Genomic DNA, 24,615 nt, shown 5'->3' on the forward strand with positions numbered 1-24,615 from the left:
CCGAGCGGGTCAGTCGCCGACATAGCCCAGGCTTTCCATGCGCTGACGGAGCTCGTCGTCGATCGTGCGTGTCCCCGCATCGGTGACTCGGGAATCGCCCAGCCGGACCCACGCATTCAGGATTTCCACAAGGTCCGCCAGCTCACGGGGTCGTTCCCCGGAGAGATCGTGGAGCTCGCCGGGATCGAGGCGAAGGTCGAACAGTTCCATGCGGGGTTTCTCCGCTCCCGGTGTCCGGACGAGCTTCCACCCGTCACGGATGACGAAGCGCTGCTTCGCGCGATTGGCACTGGCCTCCCAGTCCTCTCGCCAGTTCCCGGCCAGATCCGGATCCTGCGCGATCTCCTTCGGGATGTTCGAGTCGATCCGGTCGTTCAGGTGCGGGAACCGACAGAACCCGGACTCTCCGAAGCGAATCCGCGACGCGTCGGCAAGCGGAACCGCGCCGGAGTTCTCGCGCGGAAGGTCCACAGCCTCTTCGACAAGCGGGAAGAGATCGGTGAGGCCGGTCGCGGCCGCGGGGGGGACATCTCCGGGCGGGTAGTCAAAGCCTGCGAGAATGAGCGGAATGTCGGTAGCCGGGCCGTAGACGAAGTCGCCGTGGTTGAAGTGATACCCGTGTTCGTTCAGGCTCTCCCCATGATCCGAGGTGGCGATGATCCGCGTGTTCTGAAGCCACCCCGATTCCTCCATGGTCTTGAGAAGGCGACCGAGCGCGCGGTCCGCCGTGGCCACTTCGGCGTCGTAGAGGCGACGAGCATGGGCGCGAGTCCGGGCGGAGAGTGGATTCCGGTAGGTCATTTCCCCCTTCCCGATCCGGTGGTAGTCGAAGGCGTCGCGATACTCCCCCTCGTAACCGGGATCGAAGCGTCGCGCATAGACTCGCGGGGGATCGTAAGGCATGTGGGGTGCGAGCCAGTGAACCCACAGGAAGAACGGTTGGTCTGCGGGGCGAGCGCGAAGCCACGCAATCGCGCGATCGGTGATGACTTCGGCGCGTTCGCGGTGGCGCATGGCGGCCAGCGTCAGGAGCCGGAGGAGGCCGCGTTGCGGGGAGAGGCGTGACCAGTCGTCGCCGCGGTCATCGGCCACCGTGAACCCCCGGTAAATGCCGCTGTCGTGGGAGAGCACCGGGTTGGAGTTGACGGCAGCGGTCGCCCATCCGGCTTCACGGAATCGGGACGCCAGCGTGGGACGCGCGTCGCCCAGCGTGTAGTGGAAGTTGTCGCGCACCCCGTGGTCGTGCGGATAGGCGGCGGTCATGAGCGATGCGATGGCGGGAAGTGTTCGCGGAAGCGGCGTCACCGCCCGGGCGAAACGGACCCCGCCGCGTGCAAGCCGGTCGAGGTGCGGACTCGTGGGGGAGGGGTGCCCCGCGTATCCGAGACGGTCGGCCCGGAGAGTGTCGATGGTGAGAAGGAGGACGCTGGGTCGGTCGCCGGGGATCACGCCTTGCGGGCGTATCGGGATGAGGGCGGGCAGAACGAGAAGGAACGCGATCAAGGCGTCCGAGAGGCGCGGCCGCCGAGTCGGGAGGGCGCGGCCGATCAGCACGCCGAGTCCCTGCCCGAGGATGAGTCCGGTCAGAGCGGAGAGGACCGCGCGTCCGGCGAGGGCGACCGGCGCGACTTCCCCGAGGAGGGTGGAACCGGAGACGGAGTTCAGCCAGAGTGCCCCGCCCGCCCCGGCTCCCAGTACGGTTCCAAATGGAGAGAGGCGGCCGACTCGGGGGATCTTCGGCAGGCAGGCCACGACGATGCCTGCCATGGCACCGACGAGCGCCAGTTCGGAGAAGTCGCGCACGGGCCGGGAGAGCGCGGGTCCCGCGCCCAGTCGGACGCAGAGGTCGGGGACGCCGATCAGGAGCAGTCCGGCCGCCCCGCGAAGCGCACTGCCCGCGAGGCGGTGGCGAAGCGTGGGATCCCCCCGGCCTTCGGGGGATGCCGTCACCGGTAGAGGGCCTTGACGCGTCCCCAGCTGGCCGGAGCGAGGGAGGTCGTCCCGCAGGCGTCGGCGGCGTCGTGGGCTCCCATGTCCGAACCGTCGAGTCCTGCGCCCAGACACGGAGAAGACGCGGCGAGCGCCAGGTCTGCAGGGAGCGCGGAGGCATCGCAATACTCGGGGTCCGCGCGGATGTTCCCGGCAATCCCCGTTCGGTCTTCGCAGGTGCCCCCGTATCCATCGTCCGGGTTGGCGGGGTCGTTGTAGACATCGTTGTAGTGGAACACGGGATTCGCGGAAGCACCCCCGCAGGAGAATCCGGCGCCTGCGAGCGTCCCGGCGATGATGTTGTTTCGAATGGTCCCGATGGACTGCCCGGTGACATGGATCCCGCCGCCGGTGCCGACAGTGGTGTTTGCCGAGAAAGAGTTGTCCTCCACGGAGTAGAAGGCAAAGCTCCCCGTGGACGGCCCCTCCAGGAGGAGCCCGCCTCCGTTGGCTGCCGAGTTTCCGGCGATGTCCGTTCCGCGGACTTCGTCCGCCATGCTGTAGGCCAGGTGAATCCCGCCGCCGTCGCCCGTGGCGGTATTGTTCAGGATGGACCCGTTCAGGAAGCGATTGGATCCATCGGTAGAGGCCAGACCTCCGCCGTTGATGCCCGCCGTGTTCCCATCGAGAATGCAGTGCTGATGAACGCTGGTTCCGCCATCCAGATAGATCCCGCCCCCATTCTCGGTGGCCTGATTCGCCGTGATCTCGTTCCACCATCCGGCCAGCCCTGTATCCATCAGCATGATTCCGCCGCCGTGCCGCCCGGAGAAGTTCCCGTCCACGAGGTTCCGCTCGAAGAGAATGGCGGATCGGGAGAAGAACCCGCCCCCGCCGGATATGGTGGAAGCGGCGGAAGGGTCTGCCGAGTTGGAGAGGATGGAGCAGTCGGAGACGACCGCGTCCTCTGAGTCGATTGCGACGGAGATGCCTCCTCCGCGAAGGCCGGCGATGTTGTCCTGGATGGTGCACTGGGTCACGCGTGCCGCAGAGCCGGAGATCTGGATGCCGCCGCCGTTCTGGCTGGCGTAGTTGTCGCGGACGATGCAGAGCGAAATCTCCAGCGCAGTTCCCGTGCCGCAAAAGATGCCGCCGCCCAGGACCGTGTCGCCTCCGGTGATGGTGAAACCCTCCAGCCGTGTGGCCGCTCCGGCGGTGCCAGCCTCCACGACGCTGCCGGTTGTGCTGTCCGGGAGCTGGATCACGGTCTCATGCGAGGAAGGATCGAAGGAGGTGAAGGTGGCGTCATAGCCCCCCCGAAGCACCACGCCGTCGACCAGGAATATCTGTTCCTCGTAAGGAGACCCGGCGTCGGAGACATGAACTTCGTCCCCCGGAGTCGCTGCGGCCAAGGCCGTCGAGATGGACGAGTGATGGTCGGGGACCAGGATGACCGCCGCGGACGACGGCAGCGCGACGGAGAGCAGCAGACAGAGCGCGCCGCAGAGCAAACGGGGGTCTCCAGTGACACAGCGACGGAGGGCCATCAGTCTCAACCTCCCTGACGAGCGGATCTCGAAAAGAGTGTCCAAGGTGGCTCACCTTGATGGAATCGTAGCAAGCGTCCCCCGAAGCGACAACGGGCATTCTCCGGAGTTGTCGAGTGACGAAATCTCTCGATCGTAGTGAAGAATCGGCCGATTCCCTTCAGGGGCCGCAGTCTGAGGGTGTGCCTTCAGTCTGGCGCACCGGAAGACATCCGGGCTACGATTCCCCGCGTACTTCGCTCGTCGGGGGAAGTGCGTGACACACCCACCGGGAGGGCTGCGTTGATCCAGGTCGGCGTTGTGGGATTCGGATACTGGGGGCCGAACTTCGCTCGGGTCTTTCACTCGCTGTCCGGCTGCGATCTGGTCGGAATCTGCGACACCCGGCCGGAAGCGAGGGCCTCCGCCGAGAAGCTCTATCCCGGCGTTTCGGTCGTTCCGGATCTGGATGATCTGTTGGAGATGGGAATCGATGCCGCAGTCGTCGCCACGCCCGCGTCGACACACTGCGAAGTGGCGGGCCGCCTCCTCGACGAAGGCGTGGATGTCCTCGTGGAGAAGCCGCTGGCGATGTCTGTGGCGGAGGGCCGGCTTCTTCGTACGAAAGCGGAGACCCATCGTCGGGTTCTCATGGTCGGGCACCTGCTGGAGTACCATCCGGGCCTCGTGGCCTTTCGGGACACCGTCCGATCCGGGGAACTCGGAGACCTGTACTACCTCTACTGCACGCGTTTGAATCTCGGGAAGGTCCGCGCCGCGGAGAGCGCGCTGTGGGATCTTGCCCCGCACGATGTCTCCATCATTCGCTTCCTGACCGACGCCAGGCCGATCTCCGTCTCCGCGCAGGGAGGGTCCTATCTTCGGCCGGGGCTGGAGGATGTCGTGTTTGCGACCATCCGTTTCGAAGGGGGGATTGTCGCGCACCTGCATGTGAGCTGGCTTGACCCGCACAAGGTCCGGCGCATCACGGTGGTCGGGAGCCGCCGGATGGCGGTCTTCGATGACATGGAACCCTCCGAGAAGGTGCGCATCATCGACAAGGGGATCGACACTACCGAGTACTACGAGAGCTTCCAGGACGCCATCACCGAGCGCGTGGGGGATGTGCGCATTCCGCCGGTTCCGACCGGAGAACCGCTGAAGTTCGAGGCGCTGCACTTTCTCGATTGCGTGCTGGACCGGTCGAAGCCCCGCACGGACGCTGACAATGGCCTCCGGGTGCTGGAAGTGCTGGAGGGAATCGAGCGGTCGATCGCGAACGACGGGTCGGCGTCGGCGATCGGGGGGGACGCATGAGCGACGGCTACATTCACCACACGGCGGAAGTGGATCCCAGCGCGATCATCGGTGCGGGAACCTGCGTCTGGAACAATGTGCAGATTCGCGAGAACGCACGCATCGGCACGGGGTGCGTGGTGAGCAAGAGCGTGTATGTGGATCATACCGTGGAGATCGGCGACAATGTGAAGATCCAGAACGGGGTGTCCATCTATCACGGGGTCACCATTGAAGACGATGTCTTCCTCGGGCCGCATATGACCTTCACCAACGATCTCTACCCCCGCGCATTCGACGCCGAGTGGCATGTGGTGCGAACCCTCGTACGGAAGGGTGCCTCCATCGGGGCGAATGTCGTCGTCGTGTGTGGCGTGACGGTCGGTTCGTACTGCATGGTGGGCGCGGGCGCTGTCGTCACCAGGGATGTGCCGGACCACGCGCTGGTGCTGGGGAACCCCGGCCGAATCGTGGGATTCGTCTCGGTCATGGGGCGCCGTGTGGCGGAAGTGTCCCGCGAAGAAGGGATGGTGGTCGCCCGGGCCGCCGAGACCGGCGAAGAGGTTCGCATTCCCGAAGGCCTGTGGGACGGCGCACACCAGCCGATGTCTTCTTCTCCTCCTCACGGATCCTGAGCGGGCTGTGCGGGTTGTCTTCCTCGGGAGTCAGGAGATCGGGGAGGCGTGCCTGCGGGTCATCCTCCGGGGTGGCGATGAAGTGGTCGGCGTCGGGACTTTCGAACCGGCTGCGCACGAAGCCTGGACCGATGGCGTGGCGGGGCTTGCGCGGGAACACGGGTTGCACCGTATCCGCGGCCGACGCTTTCGCACTGCCGCGGCCATTCGCGAACTGCAAGACCTCAAGCCGGACATTCTCTTCGCAATCGGGTGGCGGTGGATTCTGCCGCCGGAAGTTCTGGCGATTCCGGCAAAGGGATGCCTCGGGATTCACGGCTCGCTTCTGCCGCGGCTTCGGGGATTTGCGCCGGTGAACTGGGCGCTCATACGCGGCGAAGCAGAGACCGGCCCGACACTCTTCTACTTTGACGAAGGCACCGACACGGGCGATGTGGTGGGGGCGCGCCCGTTTCCCATCACCGATACCGACGATGCGGCCACTGTCCGCGCGAGGCTGGCCGAGGAGAGCGTGGCCTTGCTCGCGGAGCATCTGGACGGGCTTCGCGACGGGACGGCTCCGCGAACCGGGCAGGATCATTCGCGGGCTACCATTGCGCCGCGTCGCCGACCGGAAGACGGTCGCGTGGACTGGTCGGCCTCCCCGCAAACGGTGGTGAACTGGGTGCGCGGACTGACTCGGCCCTACCCGGGAGCGTTCACCACGCTCGCCGGGGAAACGCTTCGCATCTGGAAGGTGGCCGAGGCGTTCGAATCGCTGGAACCGGGTGCCTTCCGGGTCGCGGCGGACGGAGCCGCGTACGCGGGTGTGTCCGGAGGGGCGGTTCGGATCGTGGACGCGACGCTGGGCGATGAAGATACTCGCGCAGAAAAGGAGCGTGCCTTTGGCGCGTTGTCCCGGGGTGGGCGATTCGAAAGCTAGATGCGCCAGGTCTCCCGCAGGAAGGGGAGGGCTCCCTGGCCTTCCTTGAACTGGCAGAGACCGGCGCTCAGTTCTCCGTCGATCGACGATGTGCCGAGGTCCAGCCAGTCCAGGCCGAGGTCTCGCGTCGCGGAGATCACCGACAGCCCCAGAAGGTGCATGCAGCCGTCGCTCGCGGGGGTGGCGGAGCGGGCGGGGTAGAAACTGAGCGCGGTCTTTGGTGAAGTGACGATGACCACATTCCCGCCCACCAGTTCGCCACCCGATTCCGCGACAAAGAGCAGAAAGTCCTCCGGGTGTCGCCCAAAGAGATCGGAGAGCTCTTCCAGCGTATGCGTGGGGCGTGAACTCTTGGCGCGGCGGTCGGCGTCCAGCAGTGCGTAGAACGCGGGGAGTTCACCCGCGCTCGCGCGCCGTACCGTTGTTCCCGCGCGGGTGGCCTTTCGTGCGGCACGCCGGGTGGCTTCGCGAAGTCGTGGCGGATCTCCCGCGGAATTCAGCGGAACGATGTGCGTGACTTCTCGCGCGGTGATCACGGCTCCGCGTGCCCCGAGGGCGAAGCTGACCCAATCGCCCGCAGTCCTGTAGGGAGCCGGGGGAGCGCTGTACACGAGCGCTTGAAAACCGTGGTGCCGCGTGTACTCCATCAGGAGGTCCACCAGTTCCAGGTGCTCCCTCCCGGAGAGGGAGGGAGCACCTGCCCACCCTCCGAAACTCCCGCCGTAGGGCGTTCGAAGGAGGCGTCCGCCACCGTCTTCCGATTCCGCAAGGGAAATCACGGCCTGGATCTTGTCGCCCTGCATCGCCGCGAGGTGGTGCTCCTGAAATCTCTCCGGCGGGTGATAGCCGAGAAAGGAACGGCGGTGAAAGATCAACCCCCCGACCCGATCGACAAAGCCGTCCCAGGGCGCGGGATCGCGATCATTCCATGACACCAGTTGCACGACAGATCTCCCGTTACGGTGCCGCTTCGCATGGCAGCGAATGGATTCTGAGGCACACGCTAACAGCCACCCGCGGAGGTGTCACGCGGCGGAAGTACACGGAGCACGCCCTGCTCTCCGTGAGTGGCCCCGGGGATCTCGACGAGATAGCTGCCCATGGCCGCGCGGTCGACACCCAGCCTTCGGCTGAATCGGTAGGCATCGCCGGGAGTGGCCGCCAGAGGTTCGCCGGGGAGTCGAAGTGGAGCGACCGCCAGGCAGGGCACGCCGGTGCGGTGTTCGTACTCCGCGAGGATCCGCATGAGGGCCGCATTGCTTCTTCCGGACGCGATCTGCGTTCTCACCGCACCGTCCGGTGCGACCAGATTCGGGCAGAGTTCGCGAAACCCCCTGCGGGCACGGAGTGGAAGCGGATGATGAGTGAGGTCATTTCGATCCAGTCCGTCCGGAGAGTGGAAGAGTGCGTCCAGATCCCCTTCCGGAACGAGTGCGTGGAAGCTCCCGGGGGGCAGCGGGTCTGGATTTCGCCGGGTTGCACTCCGCGCCTCGCGAAGAATGGCCCGGTTTCCGAGGCTCTCCGCACCGACTTCGGACGGGCCGAGGAAGCGTGAGACCGTCTTCCCGTGAGCCAGGAGTTTCGCGATCTGCTGTTCCATGTCGTCGGGTCGCTCGAATACGGCGGGCTCCCGTCGGAGTTCTTCGGCAATGAGGGAGTCATCGAAGAACGGTCCGGTGCAGGCATTCGCGATCCCGGGCGGGGGAGGGCGAAACGGCTGGGGCAGAGTCCCGGGGAGGCACGCGGTGAAGGCGGTGCCGAGCGCTATGCCCCCTCCTCCCAGCGCGACCGGAAGGTGAACGGTGGCTCCCCGTGCGGTCTCTACAACATGCCTGACCAGTGAAGGGAGTTCGAACAGGACGCCTCCCAGCACCACATGCCGATGTCCCGTCCGGGCAAGCCAGCGGGACGCATGAGCGGCCAGCGTTTCACCGGCCGCGGCAAGAACGCTGGCGGCCACATCTTCGGGCGAAGTGCGGCGGGGAACTCCGGCCAGGGGGCCGCCGAAGCGAAAGAGGGCTCGATGAGCGTGGTAGCGATCGTCCTCCAGACAGAAGAGCGTGGAAAGCGAGTCCTTGTAGACCGGCGATCCGGCAGAGGCCATCTCCTCCAGAACCCGGCACCGATCCGCATTCGGAAGAAGGCCGAGGCGCGTGCAGGCACTTTCGAGGAGGGTATACAGCGAGTGAGTGCCACCCTGCCGGGAGAGCACCTCCACCCGGCCCGCCTCCACGGAAGCGACCGCGGACCACCATCGGCCCGGCCAGCCGCGATCGAGCAGCAGCACCAGTGCGTCCGGGACTCCCGCCGAGTGGATGGCCCCGGCAGCGAGCGCATGCAGACGCTCGACGAAACGAATCGGGCAGCCGAATCCAAACTCCGAGCGGAGTGCTTCGTCCAGTCGGCGCCTTCGGGCGCGAGACACAGCGTCGCGAATCGGCCGGGAGAACCGCCCCGGGGCCGCGCGCTCCAGGGCGGACCATGCCGCCTGCACCGAGCCGTCGCTTCCGTCTGCGGCAAAGTGCGTGCCTGACCGGGGAGCGATGAGGACGGCGTCCATGTCGCCCCCGGACACGCCCGACGCGGCCAGCACCGACTGAATGGAGGCGCGTGGGAGTCCCGTGACGCCGTGGATTCTCCGGAGGCGGTCCTCTTCGAACACGGCCGGGGGATGCCCTTCGCGGAAGAGCGCGGCGGCGCCGGAGGGTCCGTCGTAAAGACCGAGCACGAGCCGATTCACTCCAACCCCCGGGCCTGCCCGATCCCGCAGAGAAAGACGGGCTGACAGCTACTATCTGGGTGACACGCGGCCCCGCCCAACAGGGGAGACCCCGTGCCTGAGCGAGACGCGAAAGACGACCTAACCGACGAGTGTACAGGCTGTTAGCGATCCTGTCTACCAGATCGCATGAAGAGCGCGGATCACGCGGTCCTGATCCGGAACGGATAGCCCGTTGTAAAGAGGCAGCGCGACCGAGGCCTGTGCGGCGTGTTCGGCCTCGGGGAGTGCGGGGATCTGCGGAAAGAGGTCTGCGAAGTAGGGTTCCCGGTGAACGGCGAAGGTCCCGATCCGCGTGGAGATTCCCTGATCAGCGAGGGTTCCCATGAGCGCAGGAGCGTCCACGGGCGCGGGAGGATCCAGCACGACCACGAAGCTCTGGAAGCTGTGCCCTGCGTCCCCCGGCAGCGGCGGGAGGCGGAGTCCGGAGAGTCCGGCCAGCCCCTCGGCGTAGCGCTCGGCGAGTTCGCGTCTTTCCTTCAGGAAAGCGGGAAGACGGCTCAACTGCACGCGCCCGACCGCGGACTGGATGTCCGAGATGCGGTAGTTGTACCCCGGCCGTCCGAAGCGAGGCGCCGGAGGAGCGGAGCCCTCTTTCTGTCGCTCCTCCGCGGAGCGATCCGCACCGTGGTTCCGGAGGCTTCGGAGGAGATGAGCCGTGCTCTCGTCGTCGGTCGTGAGCATTCCCCCCTCGCCGGAGGTGAGAACCTTCCGGGCGTGGAAGGAAAAGCAGGCCACGCGACCCACCGATCCGGCCGGGCGGCCTTCGACCATGGTGCCCACCGCGCACGCGGCATCTTCGATGAGGAAGAGGTCGTGCTCCCGGCAGAGGCTCTCCAGCGAACTCATGGGGCATGCGCACCCGAAGAGGTGGACGGCGATCACCGCCTTCGTACGGGGCGTGACGGCCGCTGCGGTCTTCTTTGCGTCGAGGTTCAGCGTAACGGGGTCGATGTCCACCGGAACGGGCGTGCCCCCGGCGTGAAGGACGGCATTGGCGGTCGCGGGGAATGTGTACGCGGGGAAGAGAACTTCATCGCCCGGGCCGATGCCTGCCGCCTCTACGGCCAGATGCAGCGCAGTCGTGCAGGACGAGGTGGCCACCGCGTGCGACACCCCGACATATCCGGCGAACTCCCGCTCGAACGCCACCGTCTCCGGACCCTGCGCCACCCACCCGGAACGAAGGACCGCGGCGACGGCGCGCTCTTCTTCCTCGCCGAAGCAGGGGCGTGCAACCGGGATCACGGGGAACCGCCCGCCGCGGAGGCATACCACTTCCATGTGGATTCGAGGCCCTCTTCCAGCGAGGTCGGCGGACGGAAGCCCGTGACTTCGGCCAGGCGGTTGCCGTCTCCGATGTGATGGTCGACATCTGCGGTGCGGCGGTCTTCGCGGATCCACTCCCCGTCGAAACCCGCCACGCGGCAGAGAGTCTCCAGAAGTTCCAGAACGGATGTCTCGATGCCGGATGCGAGATTGAACTCCTGCCCGCGCGCGTCCGGGCAGGCGGCGACAGTCAGGAGTCCGCGTGCCACATCCCGGACGAAGACGAAGTCCCGGCCCTGAGATCCGTCGCCGTGAAGGATCGGGGCCTTCCCCGCGAGGAGGCGTTCCATCGTCAGCGGGACAATGCCCGCGTATCGTCCGGTGTTCTGACGCGGCCCGTAGTTGTTGAACGGACGGACGATCCGAATGTCCAGATCGAAGGTGCGCGCGTAAGACTGGAGGATCAGATCCGCTCCCGCCTTTCCGGCGGCGTACGGGGTGGTGGGGTTTCTCGGGTGGTCCTCGGTCATGGGGCGTTCGCGTGCCGTGCCGAACACTTCGGACGAACTCGTGTGAAAGAGCCGTTCGTAGTGCCCCTTGCGAAGCAGTTCCCCCAGCGTCAGGGCGATGTCTGTATTGACGCGCGCGGCACCCGCCGGGTTGTCGAACGAGTACTCCAGGGCTTTCGTGGCAAGGTTGAAGACATCCTGAATCTCCTCGCGCTCGATGATTTCACGCATGGCGGGGAGGTCTTCGGCATTCTCATGGATGATGCAGAGCGCCCCGTCGGCGGCCTGCGCGTCCGCGAGGTTCTCCCGGGTCCCGAGAAAGAAGTTGTCGACCACGACCACTCGCGAGGCCCCGTCCGCAAGGAGAAGGTCCACGAGGTGGCTTCCGATGAAACCGGCTCCCCCGGTCACGAGCACGCGTCGGTTGTTCACGACTCCCCCCGCCTGGTTGGTGTGGCACTCGCGCCGAGAATAGCCCCAATCGACGCGACCGGGAAGACTCTCCCGGCTCTTGGCCCTCGGCAACCCCTCTGCTACGATGGCGCGTCCAATCGACTCGTTCAGCTTGTTCATCGGCTCATTGACCAAGCTCATTGATGCTTCGCAGCCTCGGATGAGATGCCGCAGGCGGGGAAAGGTGGAGACCTTGGCTCGACAGAACCCCTCCGGGGCGGCCCGTCCGCGCGGCGTTGTATGGATTCCGCAGGCCACCGTGTTCCTCTCCAGCTTCTGCGTGATGGTGGTGGAGCTGGTGGCGGGACGGATTGTATCGGGGCAGCTGGGAAACTCCATCTACACCTGGACCTCGGTGATCGGAATCGTTCTGGCCGGTATCGCCGTCGGGAACACCGTCGGCGGGCGGCTGGCCGATCGCGTCCCCGCTGCCCGCGCGCTTTCAGTCCTGTTCCTTCTCTCCTCGGCGCTCTGCGTCTCCATCACCGTGGTGGGGAACCTTGTCGCCGGATGGGTCTTCCTGTGGACGCTGGCGTGGCCGGTTCGCGTTGCCGCGCATGTGGCCGTGGTCTTTCTGCTGCCTTCGGTCATGCTGGGGACCATCAGCCCGGTGGCCGCCAAGATGGCTCTGGACGGAGGCGGGAAGACGGGCCGGACGCTCGGCAATGTCTACGCCTGGGGAGTCGTGGGAAGCCTGGTGGGGACATTCCTCACCGGCTATATGCTGATTGCTCTTCTGGGAGTCTCCACGGTCATCTGGGGAGTGGCCGCCATCCTCGCGGCGCTGGGTCTTCTCTTCGGCGCGGGTTCGCGTGCGGCGTGGTCCTGGGCGATCGCACTGGGAGGGCTGGCGTTGCTCGGGACCGGCCCCTGGAGCTGGGCACGCGATGCCGGTTCCGCGTTGGCGCTTCGTACGGAGCCGGGTTCCCATGTCATCTACGAGGACGAGAGCCAGTACTCGCATATCATCATTCGCCGCGTGGACGGGCCGCCGATCCGGCACGAGATGTACCTCAACGGGCTTCTTCACAGCGCGATGATCCCCGGGGTTCCCTTCGACCATCAGTACGGGTACGAGCGGATCTACTCCGCGGCCACGGAAGCTCTGCGCGGAGATCGAAGGCGTCTGCACACGCTCACCATCGGCGGGGGGGGGTATGTGTTTCCATATTATCTGGACAGCGTTTATCCGGGGAGCCGGACGGAGGTCGTGGAGATTGACCCGGCGGTGACCCGCGCTGCCGTGGAGGCTTTCGGCCTGCCCGCAGACCACGGTCTCGACATTGGCCATGTGGACGGCCGGGTCCATGTGCGCCGGTTGGTGGAGGAGGCGTCCGGTGGTGCACTGAACGATCCGTACGACTTTTTGTACCTCGACGCCGTGGACGACTTCTCCGTGCCCTACCAGTTGACGACGGTGGAGTTCCTGCGGGATGTGGAGAAGATCCTGGCCCCGGACGGCGCGTTTCTCATGAACCTGATCGATGTGTACGCAAGCGGTCGTTTCGTCGGCGCCATGATGAACACCGTGGCGGAGGTGTTCCCCTTCGTGACGGTGCTCATCGAGGGAGACGGGCCTTCCGCGTCTGAAAGAGCGCGCACCACATTCATTCTTGTGGGAACCCGGGAAGCGCCCGACTTCGCGCATGCGGTCCGAACCTACGACCCGCGCCGCCAGTTGCATCCGTTGACCGCGGCGGAGCTGCGGGTTCTTCGCGAACGCTCCGGGGGGATGGTGTTGACGGATGACCACGCTCCCGTCGAGAACCTGCTTGCTCCGGTCGTGCGAACTTCCGCGAGGTCGCTGGCCGCTTCCGCGCTGGTGCACCGGGCCGAGGAGTTTATTCGCGAAGGGCGCACGGACCGCGCGACGGCGCCCTGCCGGAAGGCGGTGGACATGGACCCGGAGCATCCGGATGCGCACCGGATCCTCGCGAATCTCCTGGCGGCCTCCGGGGAACTGCGCGAAGCCGTCCGGCACTATGGGGAAGCGGTGCGGCTTCATCCAACCCACCCGACTGCCCGGATCGGATACGCCGGGGCGCTTGCAAGGACGGGCAGGCTGAACGACGCCCGGGAGCAGTTGGAACGGGCGCTGGAGTCCCGTCCCGGAGAAGGCCATGCGCTGGAGATGCTGGGCGTCGTCCAGCTGGAACTGGGAGCGCCCGCAGAGGCGGCGTCGGCGTTTCGTCTTGCGCTGGAGGTGGACCCCGACCGCCACGAAGTGCGCAACAATCTGGGGATTGCGCTCATTCGGGACGGGCGCGTCGGGGAGGCCGTCGAGGAGTTCCGGAGAGTGCTCCGGCGAAACCCCGGCCACGCGAAAGCCCGCGCGAATCTGGAGAAAGCTCTGGCCACTGCGCCGGAGTGATCCCCGCTACGCCCCGGGGACGGCCAGCATCCGCCGGGTCTCGTCCAGCGAGTCCGCCTCCACCCCGATGGCGACCGCCTCCACAGGATCCACCGACAGGAAGAGAAGTGTCGCGTCGCGAACCACTCGATCCGTGATCGTGGCGGCAGCGGTGGCGTAGGCGAGCAGCTGCTTCCGGTAGTGCTCGGCCCGCGCGGGGATCTCGTCGGCGGTCACGCGGTCGGTCTTGTAGTCGAAGACGGAGAGCGTGCCGTCCGGGTTTGAGCGCAGGACATCGATGTCGCCGGAAAGTGTCCCGTGCTCCAGTCCCAGAACGAAGGGAACCTCCGTGTGGCAGTTCCCTTCCGAACGCATGGTCGCCAGCACCGTCGAGGCCGCTGCCCGGTCGACGAGACTCCGCGCGGTCGCCAGGGACCGGTCGTCGAAGTGGAATGCCTCCTCGCGTTCGCGCTGGATCGATTCCAGCACGACCGGCACCGCCTGCTCAAAGGCCTGCGCCGCATCCACTCCCCCGGCCACGAGGAGTTCCAGCGCCTTGTGGACGAGCGTTCCGATCGCACGCCCGTCGCCGGTCGGTGGGGTCGCGCACGGGGCGGACGGTGGCGCGGGTTCGTCGTGGGCGAGCCCGGACGGCGTGAGTGCCACCGCCGGGCGAGAGGCGGCATGGATCGCCCCGGCCCAACCGGTCGGGCCGGGGGGGCGCGGGGAAAGCGCGGCGGCGGTCTCTTCCGCATCGTCCACCGAGAGCGTGCGACGGAGGGTGCCCTCTTGCCGGGGGGGAAGGGTGGCTGCCGGAATCGTGTGCAGCCCGGACTCCTCGGGCGCGGCCTCGCCCGGCGGCGGCCCGAGCTTGCCGCCGAGTGACGAGCCGGAGAGAGAGCCCGTCGCTCCTTCCGGCCACGAGATGACGAGATGGTCCCGGGCGCGCGTCATCGCAACATAGAGCAGACGGACCTCTTCCGCGCTCTGCCGGACCTTCTCCGCCGCCGCCGCCTCTTCATAGCCGGGGGTGGCGATTCGTGCCCCCAGCGAGAACTCTGTGCGCCCGGTCTCCCGGTCGAGAACCATCGTAGCCGTCCTTGAGTTCTCGGAACCAAGATCCGCCAGAATGACGATCGGAAACTCCAGCCCCTTCGCCTTGTGCATCGTGAGGATCTGCACGCCGCCCGCGCTTCCCGGATCCGGGTCTCCGGGCGCTTCGGCTGAGTCCAGGCCGGTTCGATCGCGAAGCCACGCAACGAAGGCCGGAAGGCTGTCGACTTCGGCCTCCTCCAGGGAGGACGCGTGGTTGAGGAGCATACGAAGCCCCTCCACGCGGGCGGGGCCGTCGCTTCGAAAGGCGAAGATGGCGAAGAGGGACAGCCTCTCGCAGACAAGTGTCAGAAGGTCCGCCAGAGGACGAGCGCGCGCCTCCCGTGCAAGGTCTGCGAGGAACGCTTCGGCGTCACGCACTTCGGCACTTCCGGGCGCGTCGTCCAGTGCCAGGAAGTGTGCGGCGAGGGCCCCGTCGGGGAAAGCCAGAGCGAGCGAGCGAAGTGCGGCGAACCGGAGGAACCGGTCCTCCGGCTGGACGAGATGCTCCAGCACTGCGAGCAGCGTGGCGATCTCTTCCCGGCGGAAGAAGCGGCGCCCTCCGGCCACCGTCGCGGGAAGGCCGCTTCGTCGGAGTCCGTCGAGCATGTCATCCGCGAGCTTCGTGTTGCGCATGAGAATGGCGATGTCATCCGGGCGGGCGTTGCGCAGTTTCCCGGTGGAAGGGTCGTTCACCCGCCATGGCCCCGCGTCCGACGGAGCGAGCATCTGCCGGATCAGGCGCACGGCGGAGTCCACCTCCATTTCTCGTCGGGCAGGCGCTTTGAGTCCGTGCTTGCCGCGTGCCTCCGGGATGGAGGCCTCCCCGGCCGGATCGGTGAGGAGGAGATGGATGCGTGGCTCGTCGTCGGCGCCCTCTCCATCCACCTTGCGAAGCGGGTTGGCGGCCAGCGGTTCATAGCGGGCCTGATGGGTGCCGTCGTCGGCGGACATCCACCCGGCGAAGAGATCGTTCACGAAGTTCAAGATGGCCGGATGCGACCGGAAGTTCGTGAAGATCGACGCTCCCTCGCCGCACTCGGCGACCCGGGCGCGCGCTTTCTCGTAGAGCTCGATGTCCGCGTGGCGGAATCGATAGATGGACTGCTTGGGATCACCGACGAGGAAGAGGCGACCGGGTTGGGGGGTCGCGGTGAAGAGATCGTCCGGGACGGGTTCGCTACAGGTCAGGAGAAAGGCAATCTCCATCTGCATGGGATCGGTGTCCTGCACTTCGTCCATGAGGATGGCGTCGTACCGCGCTGCGACCCGGCGCCGCACATCCGCTCGCTGGTCGAGAACGCTTCGCGTGATCCGTGTGAGGTCTCCGAAATCGAGAAGGCCGCGTTCCCGCTTGAGCGACTGGTAGGCGGTCCGACAGGCGTCGAACCATGTGGCGGCAATCCCGGTGAGTTCGCAGGCGCGTGCGCGAAGGCTCTCTTCGCGGTCCTCCTGGAATGCGTGGAAGAGTTCCAGGACCTCGGCCTTCGCACCGTCTTCCCAGTCGCCGGCTCTTCCCTTCCCTCCGGGCCTCGGGTCGGCGGACGTTCGGGACAGTATCCGCGCTCCGGCAGCAGCCCCGAGTGCTTCCGCGGCCTCGAGCTCGTGCTGAAGTGTCCGAACATAGCCAAGGAGACGATCCTCCGGGTTGGTGCATCGGGGAATCAGGGCGTCGATCGCATCCAGATGGCGGCGATGCACGGCGACCAGATCTTCCGAAGAGACGGGTTCCGGGGCCGGAGGCAGGGGGCGTCCCGACATGAAGTCCTTCGCCATCTTCCGCAGAGAAGCGGGGCGGACGCCGGCGTCGGCCAGCATCCGCAGGCCCTCCGCATCGGGAAGATGGCCGGGACTCAACGCGATCCGAATGGCCTCCTCCTTCAGCGCCTGCTGCGCGGTGTCGTCCGCCACCGCGAAGCCGGGTGGAACTCCGGCCTCCAGCGCAAAGTCGGAGAGGAGGGTCCGGCAGAAGGAATCGGTGGTGCCGATACAGGCCCGGTCGAACTCATCCAGCGCGGCGGCCGCCCAGTTCTCTTCGCGGCGTGCTCCCAGCTTTTCGCGAACCCGCGCCGACAACTCCGCCGCCGCCTTTCTCGTGAAGGTGATGACGGCAATGCGGGACAGCAGCATTCCCGATTCCAGGTGGGCGAGGACACGGTCGGTGAGGAGGGTGGTCTTCCCGGTTCCGGCGCCTGCTTCCACCGTGAAGGTTGCGCCGGTTTCCCGGATGATGCGTTCGCGGATTCTGCCGTCGGGCAGCGTCACTTGCTCACCGGTTCCTCTCCGCGAACAACGGCGTGGTGTTCGGCAAGGGCGGGGTCGGTGGCCTTGCGGCGGGCGCGCGCGCCGGGGGACGGGCCGCACGCGGGGGCGAGGTCTTGCGAGCAACAGGTGTCGCCCGGTACGGAAGCGAACCAGCCGCGCCGGACGCAGTCGAGCGCGTGCCCCAGACAGCGCGTCAGTTCCGGGCGCAGGCGCTCGACCTCTTCGCCGTCAAGGCCGCGATCGGCGAACTTCCCGTTGGCCGGACGATGCCGGTACTCGGCGCGCTCAACGCGCGCGCCCAGAAGGTCACCGACGGCATCCATGTAAAGCGGAAGCTGAAGTCCGACCCGGCTGCGCCCTCTGACTTTCGTTCGAAGCCCCTCGGGCTTTGTGCGGGCCTCCCCCGTCTTGTAATCCACAATGCGAAGGACTCCGTTCTTCGCCCGGTCGATTCGATCGACACGCCCCTTGAGCCGCAAGTCCTTTGCACCCGTGAGGCGGAGAGTGGCGGCGTCTTCGGTGGACATGGGGTCCGCGTCGCGTCGGGGGATGTCCGTACCGAACGAGAGTTCGAAGTGGGTCGGCACCGGGGCCGGGCGGTCGCGGGACAGGCACTCGCGGACCACGGATTCGGCCAGCGTGGCGGCCACTTCGCCTGCCGCAATGTCGTGGAGAAGGTGACGGGATCCGGAGGCTCCCTTCACAAACTCGCGCCGGTGTTCGCGTGCGATTCGGTCGGCTTCTTGATGTGCCGCGCGCAGTCGCTCCGGCGTGAGAGGGAGCTGTTTCTTTTCGGCGAGAGCACGGTAGAGATCCGCAGCCATGGCGTGGAAGAGCTGGCCTCGGCTTCGCGCGTCGGGGTCGTCGTCGTCGGGTTCGGGCGGGCGCAGCTTCAGGACATCGCGTACGAGGAATGCGAACGGGCAGTCCAGCAGTCGCTCCAGCGAGGTGGGGCTCCACCTCGTCCGGGCGCCGAGGAATCGATGGCGGATGGCGTCGAGGACGGGGCCGTCCGCCAGTACGGCGTCGTGGGCGGTGAGTGTTCCCCCGCGCCAGCGTTCGTTCGCGGCGCGGAGCGCATTGGCGAGATACGGGGCGTTGCCGTCCCGCAGAATCCGCGCCAGTTCCGAAGCGCCCGGCTGCGTGTCGGGTGTGCGAAAGAGGGTGAGCGCGAGGTCCGTCGGGTCGGTGGGGTACCGCTCGCGGAGTGCGCGGTCTTCTGCCGGAGCGTGGAGGCTGAAAGCGGGATCTTCGCGTGATATCCCGACTCCCGCTCGCGCGGACACAATATCGAGCAGAATCCCGGAGGGGTTCCGCACTTGGCCGCCTTCGGTGGCTCGTGCCGACCACGAGAAGACGGCGCGGCCGGAGGCGGCCTCCAGCGCGAATCGCGCCAGAAGAAGATCTTCCACCAGGACATCTTCCCGGCGGGCCAGTGTCCGCCCCTTGGACTCGAAGACATGGTTGACGCGCTCGCGGGTGGACTCGGGAAGGAGGGGGTCGCCCGGGCGGGGAGGGCGGATGGCTTTCTCCACCAGGCCCGTGTAGAACACGAAGGGACGCGTGACGGCGCGCGCCGCGTCAGCGCGCACCAGCAGGACGGCGGCCGTGTCCGGGTCATCCGGAGTGGGGCGGTAGAGCGTGGAGTGGAGCGTCGCGCGGAGCTCCCGCAGGAAGTCGACGGGAGAGGCCTTCGCATCTCCGTGGACCATCTCGATCGTCAACAGGCAGTTCTCGACGAACGGCGCAGGGTCGCAGTGGTGCCGCGCACGGTAGAGATTGCGGAAGGCCTCGTTCGCATCGGGCCAGTTTCGGGCGGACGCGAGTGAGCGCAGTGGCTCCTGGATGCGGGCGACCTCGTCAGGGAAGTCGACGGCCGCTCGCGCCGCTTCGCCCGGTCCGGAGGCCGCCATGCGTGCCAGCGCGATGGCGGCGCGTCCGGGGGGCGTTGCGGAGGCGGGGATGCCCGCGCGGTCGTGCAACGGGATTCCCGCCCGGGAGAAGAGGGAGTGAAAGAGCGCTGGAGACGGTCCGGCGGGCGGCACCACGATGAGAAAGTGATCGAAGGAGTGCCCGTGCGTCTCCACCTCCCGGCGAATCCTCCGGGCGACCGCGCGTACCTCGGCGTCCTCCACCGGGCAAGTGAGGAGTTCCAGACACTCCGGCCCCGGGTCGGTCACGACCGGGATCTCGAATACGCTTTCGTGGTAGGTGAGTGGGGGCGAAGGCGGGATGGGGTCGAGATAGACCGGGTCCGCCTTCGCTGTGCCCGCGTCGATCAGTCGCTGGGCGGCGGCGCCTCCGGGAGCCCCCGGCCCGGGAACAAGCAGCGTGACGGACCGGGATACGGATGCCGCATCCAGGACGGCGTGCTGGAGCGGCGTCAGGTTGTGGAAGCCGAAGAGAAGCAGGGCCTCGCGGTCGCCGTCCGGGCGGGCACGCAGGATTCGGGCCGCGGTGGCTTCCCGGCTGTGAGTGTCGTGAAAGCCGTCCCGGTCGAGGCGGGAGAGTACCTCCCGGTAAAGCCCCAGCAACCCGCGCCCCACCCGGTCGGTCAGCGTCCCGGCCAGCGCGTCCGGGTCGAGCCGGGCCTCCATCAGATCGCGAAGCGCCGCCGCCGCGAGTCGCGCGAGTCCCGGCGTGTCGGCGGCGCGCTCCAGCGGGCCGTCCGGGCTTGTTCCGCTCGCCGCGAGATCCGCACAGGCGCGGGCCACCACGCGCTCGAATCCCGCCTCGTCGAGGCGTCGACCTCCTTCTCCGAGAATCTCCGGCAGTGCGATCGAATCGACCCACGCGGCCCAGGTGGTCACCTCAATCCCAAGGAAGCCGCCCGTACGCGCCGTCAGGTCGCGGCGCACTTCGGCGCGAACCAGATCCCCGGGAGTGACGAGGCGGACGCGCGCCAGAGGGTCTTCGCCCCGGAGCCTCTTCAGTATGTCAGGGAGAATCGTTCGAAGCGTGCCGAGGTCCGGGGCCGCAAACAGGTTCAATGCGTCTCCGGCGATCCAGGGGTCTCGTGGCTGCGAAGCGCATCCAGAAACGCGTTCAGTGCTTCCAGCGTCTTCCGGTCCGGGACACCGGTTTCCTCCAGATGGTGATCCGACTGGAACTCCTGGACGGTGGCGAGAAGGTCCGCCGACAGCACGGGGGATCCTCCCTGGCTTCCGTACCCGGCATCTTCGAGTTTCTTCCGGAGCTTGAGGAAGGTGCGCGGGCGGAGAATCTTCGCGCGCTGTCCTTCGATGTCGGAGATCTTTCCCCGTTCCAGTATCCCGGATGCGGTGTGATACGCGTAGTCGCCTTCGCCCAGCCAGCCGTCTCCATCGTCGGTGTCCAACAGGAGGATCCGGCTGCCGGTGAGAAGGATGTCTCCACGGATGGTCCCGGACTTTGAGGTTCCCCCGCTCCAGGGAATCCCCCGGCCGCCCGCGGTCACCATCGGCGAAGAGGAGAGCGCCCGTCGGTGGATGTCGCGTGCGACGGGGCGGAAGAGCCAGTGCCACGCCTCTCCGTCCAGCGGTTCGGACGCGTCAGTGGGGAGCGGCGTGTGGGCGAGTTCGGAATAGGGAAGGAGGGCAAGATCGACGGGGCGCAGACCGGTCCGTGTGCGTGCATGGGCAGCGGTGAGCGATTCGTGAACGGGAAGCCGGGCGAGTCCCATGGCGAGACCGATGAGAGACCGGTCCGAATAGCGGGAGACGCGGAAGCCCCGCACCTCCTCCGGGCTTCGCCATGTGGGCCCCGGCGACCAGCCGGGCGATTCCAGAATGCGGGGGGAAGCGCTTCCTCCGGCGACATTGACGGCGGCGGCAAACCGACCCGTTCCCCACGACGGAAGGATGCCGGGCGCGGGTCGGCCGGGAAGTTCGTGCAGTTCGAGCGTCCAGCGGTTCTTTCCCCAACGGATACGATCGCGGGTCCATACGGAAGCGGTCTCGTCCGGAGTGAGTTCCGCCCAGTGGATCTCGGCGGACTCCAGACCGCATTCCGCGGGACTGGCGATGAGTGCGGACGGGAGGCCGCGTCCCTGAACGCGGACATCGGGAAACTCCGTGCAATAGACGGGAATGCCGTCCTGTTCCGCCTCGACCACCAGATAGAGTTCCACGGGAGAAGCGCCGCTGACATCGAAGCCGTGGTGGTCTGCGTGGGAACGGGATTCCAGCCCGACGATGTAAGCGCTCAAGAACTCCAGCTTCTCCGGGTTCACGGGAGGGGGTGTTCCCTGCGCGGCCATGGCGGGGAGTAGGCCGGGCAGGGTGGTGGCGAGCAGGAGGAGCAGCGGGATGGCACGGCAACCACTCAGCGGTCCGGCCGCGGTGCGCGTCTTGGCAGAAGTCATGCGAAGGAACTCCATCGTGTCGGATTCAGGGAGGGGGCGGCCCCTCTTGTGCGAACAGTTCACCGATGGTCTTCGTCGGACGGTCCCGCGTCAAGCATCCTCCACTGGACGGACCGGCAAACTTCCCGCAGGGTACGCATTTTCCGAGAGGGAGGAGAGTCGTGATCCGGACTTGTGCGCTTGCCGTGACGCTGTGCGGTCTTGTCGTGCTTCCCGTTCGCGCGGAGATCCTCGACACCGTGAGCGGTGGAGCACCGGTGGACTCCGGATACGCTGCGCAAGTGGAAGGTCGACTCGGAGCCACCGGAGGGAACAGCGATCTGACGGATCTGTCGCTCTCCGGGACCGTGACCTGGCGCGAAGGACGGGATGCGGTTCGCATGATGGCCGCGGCGGATTTCGCGGTGTCTGGTGGCGAGACGGTTCGGAACGCGTCCATGGGACATCTTCGCCACAATCGCGATTTTGCGGATCGGTTCGCCTCCGTGCTGTTCGCACAGATTCAGCGCGACCCCATGCAGAGTCTCACGGTGCGCTTCCTGCTGGGGGCGGGGGTGCGATTCGATGTCCTCCGCGAGGACAGGCGAACGCTTTCGGTGGGTCTCACACCGATGCTGGAAACGGATCGCATTGAAGACGGCGGGCAGGACACGATCGTGCGCGTGTCTTCATTCTGCCGGGCGGAAGTTCCGCTGGGCGAGCGTGCCACTCTCGACGGCACCGTCTTTCTCCAGCCGGGCGCTGCAGACCCCGGAGATGCGCGGGGGATGCTGTCCGCGTCCGTTCGATCTCCCCTGTCGGAGCGGCTTTCGCTGGTGTTGCGTCTGAAGATGGCCTGGGATTCGGAGCCACCGCCGGATGTGGAAAGCACCGACTGGAATCTCCGCGCGGGCTTCGCCTTCCGTATGTGACGCTGGTCTTCCGCGTCGGTGGCGGGTATATGAGAGACTCCCCGGGAGCGAACCCTCCCTCCACCATCCTTCCCGAACGAGAGCGGCAATGTGGGGCGGCCCAAGTGGTTAGCGATAGCACTTCTAGCGAGTTCGAGCATTCTCACTTCCGTTGTCGCGGAGTCCGGGCCCACCCCGACCGGCACCGGCACGATGCGCATTCACGCGACTCGGTACGGCGTGGGGTGGCGTCTGGCCGGACGCGCGGGCGGGGGGCGCTTCGAGGTGGGCACCTCCGCGGCAAGCGGGCGTCGGCTGCACGCGGGGTTCAAACTGGCGACGCGTCGAGGGGCGTGGTCGGTGGGTGCGCTGTCGGTCACGAATCTCACCTCGGGCCGGGGCTGGGGTTCGCCGCTCAGTCGTCGGGGGGCGGCGCGGGCGGCGCGGATTTCCTCTGCCGGAACGGTGCGCGGTGCGGCGGGGAGCGTCCTCCTGGGGCGCGTGCAATGCGAGGCCCACGCGGGGCGTGACACGGACGACGAGTCGCGTCTGGCGCTTCGCCTCTCGTTCCGGGGCGCGGAGATGGCCGTATCGAGCCGGGGAGACTCCGCGCAGGCCATGGGGGCGTGGGCCGCACACGGACGGATGCCGGTGCGGATGGAACTGATCGGCGGTCCCCACCGGGCGCGAGCGCGGCTTGCCGTGGGCGGCGGACGCTGTGTGTGGGGTGTGACGGCAAAGTGGGATTCGGACGGAGCGGCGCCGGGTCTGGATGCCGCGGCGGGACTTCGTGGCGCCAGCGGGATGGGAGAGTCCACCTGGAGAGCGGAGGCGGGCTGGAACGCGGACGCGGGAACCCGCGCCCGGTGGGTCGTTCGACGGGAGTTCCGCGACGCCGCCGTGACCGCCGTGGCATGGCGGGGGCAAGGGACGGGCGAACCCGGTCGCGCCGGCTGGCGTGCATCCTTCGCGGGAGCATCGGCGGGCGGAGCGCGCGGCGTGTTGCGCGTCGAGTCCCGATCCGGTGGGCGCAGTGCCGGACTGGGAGCGGTGGCGGGCGTGTCGCGACGCGGACGCCGCGTCGGCATGGGGTTTGAGGGGGGGCGAAGCACGACGGGAGCGCCGCTTCTCACGGTCTGGTCTTTGTACACGACACGGCCCGGGAGGCGGGTCACAGTGCGCTTCGTGCGTTCCGAAAGAGGGGACCGGTTCTCTCTTGAACTGGGCGGAAGGGTCCCTTTGGCGAATTGACGCGTCTCGCCTCAAGGGGCGACAATGAGCGTTTTCCGGGAGGGGGGAACCATGGCGCGTGAAGTCAGGGTGGGTCTCATCCAGGCGAGTACTCCGGTCAGTACGGGGTCGCTGGAGGGAATCCGCGATGCGATGTTCGAGAAGCACCTGCCCGTGATCGACGAGGCGGGGAAGCAGGGAGTGCAGATGCTCTGCCTGCAGGAGATCTTCAACGGGCCGTATTTCCCCGCGGAAGAAGACGCGAAATGGTACGCCATGGCGGAGCCCGTGCCGGGACCCACCGTCGATCGAATGCGGGAGTATGCGGTGAAGCACAAGATGGTGATCGTGGTTCCCGTCTACGAGGAGGAGATGCCGGGCGTCTACTACAACACGGCGGCGGTTCTGGATGCGGACGGCACCTACCTGGGGAAGTACCGCAAGAACCACATTCCGCAGCTTCCGAACTTCCGGGAGAAGTTCTACTTCAAGCCGGGGAACCTGGGCTATCCGGTGTTCGACACGGCTTACGGTCGTGTGGGCGTTTACATCTGCTACGACCGGCACTTTCCCGAAGGCGCACGGCTCCTGGGGCTGAACGGCGCGGAGATTGTGTTCAACCCGTCCGCGACCATCGCCGGGCTGTCCAAGTATCTGTGGGAACTGGAACAACCGGCCCACGCCGTCGCCAACGGGTACTGGATCTGCGCCATCAATCGCGTCGGAGAGGAAGAACCCTGGAAGACCGGACACTTCTACGGATCCAGCTACATCTGCGATCCTCGCGGCCGACTGGTGGCGCAGGCGAGCGAGACGGAGGACGAACTTCTCGTGGCGGATGTGGATCTCGACCTGAACCGGGAGGTTCGGGATGTGTGGCAGTTCTACCGGGACCGCCGCCCGGATTCGTACGACGACCTCGTGGAGCAGGGGCCCTGATCGCGTGGACCTTGTGAAGCGGACTGGATGGGTTCTCGCGTCGCTGATTCTCGCTGTGGCGCTCCCTGTCGGTTGCGGGGGAGACTCGCCGGTGGTGGAATCCGTGGTTCTGATCACGGTGGACACCTGGCGGGCCGACTGTTTCGGCGCGGGTGGGCATCCGGATGTTCGCACGCCGAGAATCGATCG

At 67.0% G+C, this 24,615-nt stretch carries 16 protein-coding genes; 7 read left to right on the plus strand and 9 right to left on the minus strand.

Going from position 1 to position 24,615, the window contains the following annotated elements:
- Positions 1-9: 9 nt before the first annotated feature.
- Together QF819_07935 and QF819_07940 are read right to left on the minus strand one after the other, a co-directional pair.
- Complete coding sequence (locus QF819_07935) at positions 10-1,950, minus strand: sulfatase (protein MDP6803089.1); 1,941 nt, start codon at positions 1,948-1,950, stop codon at positions 10-12.
- Complete coding sequence (locus tag QF819_07940; GenBank protein MDP6803090.1) at positions 1,947-3,476, minus strand: right-handed parallel beta-helix repeat-containing protein; 1,530 nt, start codon at positions 3,474-3,476, stop codon at positions 1,947-1,949. Before QF819_07940 ends, QF819_07935 begins: the two co-directional genes overlap by 4 nt.
- A 282-nt stretch (positions 3,477-3,758) precedes the next feature.
- Here QF819_07940 and QF819_07945 point away from each other — a divergent pair, with 282 nt between their 5' ends.
- The 3 genes from QF819_07945 to QF819_07955 are packed head-to-tail and all read left to right on the plus strand — an operon-like array spanning position 3,759 to position 6,308.
- Positions 3,759-4,772, plus strand: a complete 1,014-nt coding sequence (locus tag QF819_07945; protein MDP6803091.1) for a Gfo/Idh/MocA family oxidoreductase — start codon at positions 3,759-3,761, stop codon at positions 4,770-4,772.
- Positions 4,769-5,386, plus strand: coding sequence for a DapH/DapD/GlmU-related protein (locus QF819_07950; GenBank protein ID MDP6803092.1), 618 nt, complete (start codon positions 4,769-4,771; stop codon positions 5,384-5,386). Before QF819_07945 ends, QF819_07950 begins: the two co-directional genes overlap by 4 nt.
- A gap of 7 nt (positions 5,387-5,393) precedes the next feature.
- The gene (locus QF819_07955; protein MDP6803093.1) at positions 5,394-6,308 is read left to right on the plus strand and encodes a methionyl-tRNA formyltransferase; all 915 of its coding nucleotides are present in this window, start codon (positions 5,394-5,396) and stop codon (positions 6,306-6,308) included.
- On the opposite strand, the gene QF819_07960 is transcribed toward QF819_07955, so the two are convergent.
- From QF819_07960 to QF819_07975, 4 genes are all read right to left on the minus strand, one after another.
- Complete coding sequence (locus QF819_07960) at positions 6,305-7,252, minus strand: GNAT family N-acetyltransferase (protein MDP6803094.1); 948 nt, start codon at positions 7,250-7,252, stop codon at positions 6,305-6,307. The two genes, QF819_07955 and QF819_07960, sit on opposite strands and share 4 nt — an antisense overlap.
- A 59-nt stretch (positions 7,253-7,311) precedes the next feature.
- The gene (locus QF819_07965) at positions 7,312-9,048 is read right to left on the minus strand and encodes a carbamoyltransferase C-terminal domain-containing protein (protein MDP6803095.1); all 1,737 of its coding nucleotides are present in this window, start codon (positions 9,046-9,048) and stop codon (positions 7,312-7,314) included.
- 156 nt (positions 9,049-9,204) lie between these two features.
- Positions 9,205-10,335, minus strand: a complete 1,131-nt coding sequence (locus QF819_07970; protein MDP6803096.1) for a DegT/DnrJ/EryC1/StrS family aminotransferase — start codon at positions 10,333-10,335, stop codon at positions 9,205-9,207.
- Entirely contained in the window at positions 10,332-11,438 is a 1,107-nt protein-coding gene (locus tag QF819_07975; GenBank protein ID MDP6803097.1) for a GDP-mannose 4,6-dehydratase, read from the minus strand. Before QF819_07975 ends, QF819_07970 begins: the two co-directional genes overlap by 4 nt.
- Before the next feature lie 73 nt (positions 11,439-11,511).
- Here QF819_07975 and QF819_07980 point away from each other — a divergent pair, with 73 nt between their 5' ends.
- Positions 11,512-13,689: a fused MFS/spermidine synthase gene (locus tag QF819_07980; GenBank protein MDP6803098.1), complete on the plus strand. Its 2,178-nt coding sequence runs from the start codon at positions 11,512-11,514 to the stop codon at positions 13,687-13,689.
- Positions 13,690-13,695: 6 nt separating this feature from the next.
- On the opposite strand, the gene QF819_07985 is transcribed toward QF819_07980, so the two are convergent.
- Genes QF819_07985 through QF819_07995 form a run of 3 tightly spaced genes read right to left on the minus strand, consistent with a single transcriptional unit; the run spans position 13,696 to position 21,367 of the window.
- The gene (locus tag QF819_07985) at positions 13,696-17,025 is read right to left on the minus strand and encodes a UvrD-helicase domain-containing protein (protein ID MDP6803099.1); all 3,330 of its coding nucleotides are present in this window, start codon (positions 17,023-17,025) and stop codon (positions 13,696-13,698) included.
- On the minus strand, positions 17,022-20,015 hold the full coding sequence (locus tag QF819_07990; protein ID MDP6803100.1) for a PD-(D/E)XK nuclease family protein: 2,994 nt from the start codon (positions 20,013-20,015) through the stop codon (positions 17,022-17,024). Before QF819_07990 ends, QF819_07985 begins: the two co-directional genes overlap by 4 nt.
- Complete coding sequence (locus tag QF819_07995; protein ID MDP6803101.1) at positions 20,012-21,367, minus strand: peptidoglycan-binding domain-containing protein; 1,356 nt, start codon at positions 21,365-21,367, stop codon at positions 20,012-20,014. The genes QF819_07990 and QF819_07995 overlap by 4 nt, the downstream gene beginning before the upstream one ends.
- A 161-nt stretch (positions 21,368-21,528) precedes the next feature.
- Here QF819_07995 and QF819_08000 point away from each other — a divergent pair, with 161 nt between their 5' ends.
- The 3 genes from QF819_08000 to QF819_08010 all read left to right on the plus strand — a co-directional run bounded on the left by QF819_08000 (position 21,529) and on the right by QF819_08010 (position 24,426).
- Positions 21,529-22,278: a DUF481 domain-containing protein gene (locus QF819_08000; GenBank protein MDP6803102.1), complete on the plus strand. Its 750-nt coding sequence runs from the start codon at positions 21,529-21,531 to the stop codon at positions 22,276-22,278.
- Positions 22,279-22,470: 192 nt separating this feature from the next.
- Positions 22,471-23,508 carry a hypothetical protein gene (locus QF819_08005; GenBank protein MDP6803103.1) on the plus strand — a complete coding sequence of 346 codons (1,038 nt, stop codon included), beginning with the start codon at positions 22,471-22,473 and terminating at the stop codon, positions 23,506-23,508.
- 51 nt (positions 23,509-23,559) lie between these two features.
- Entirely contained in the window at positions 23,560-24,426 is an 867-nt protein-coding gene (locus tag QF819_08010) for a nitrilase-related carbon-nitrogen hydrolase (GenBank protein MDP6803104.1), read from the plus strand.
- Positions 24,427-24,615 lie beyond the last annotated feature (189 nt).

Source organism: Gemmatimonadota bacterium (assembly GCA_030747075.1).
Classification (GTDB): Bacteria; ARS69; ARS69; order ARS69; family ARS69; genus ARS69.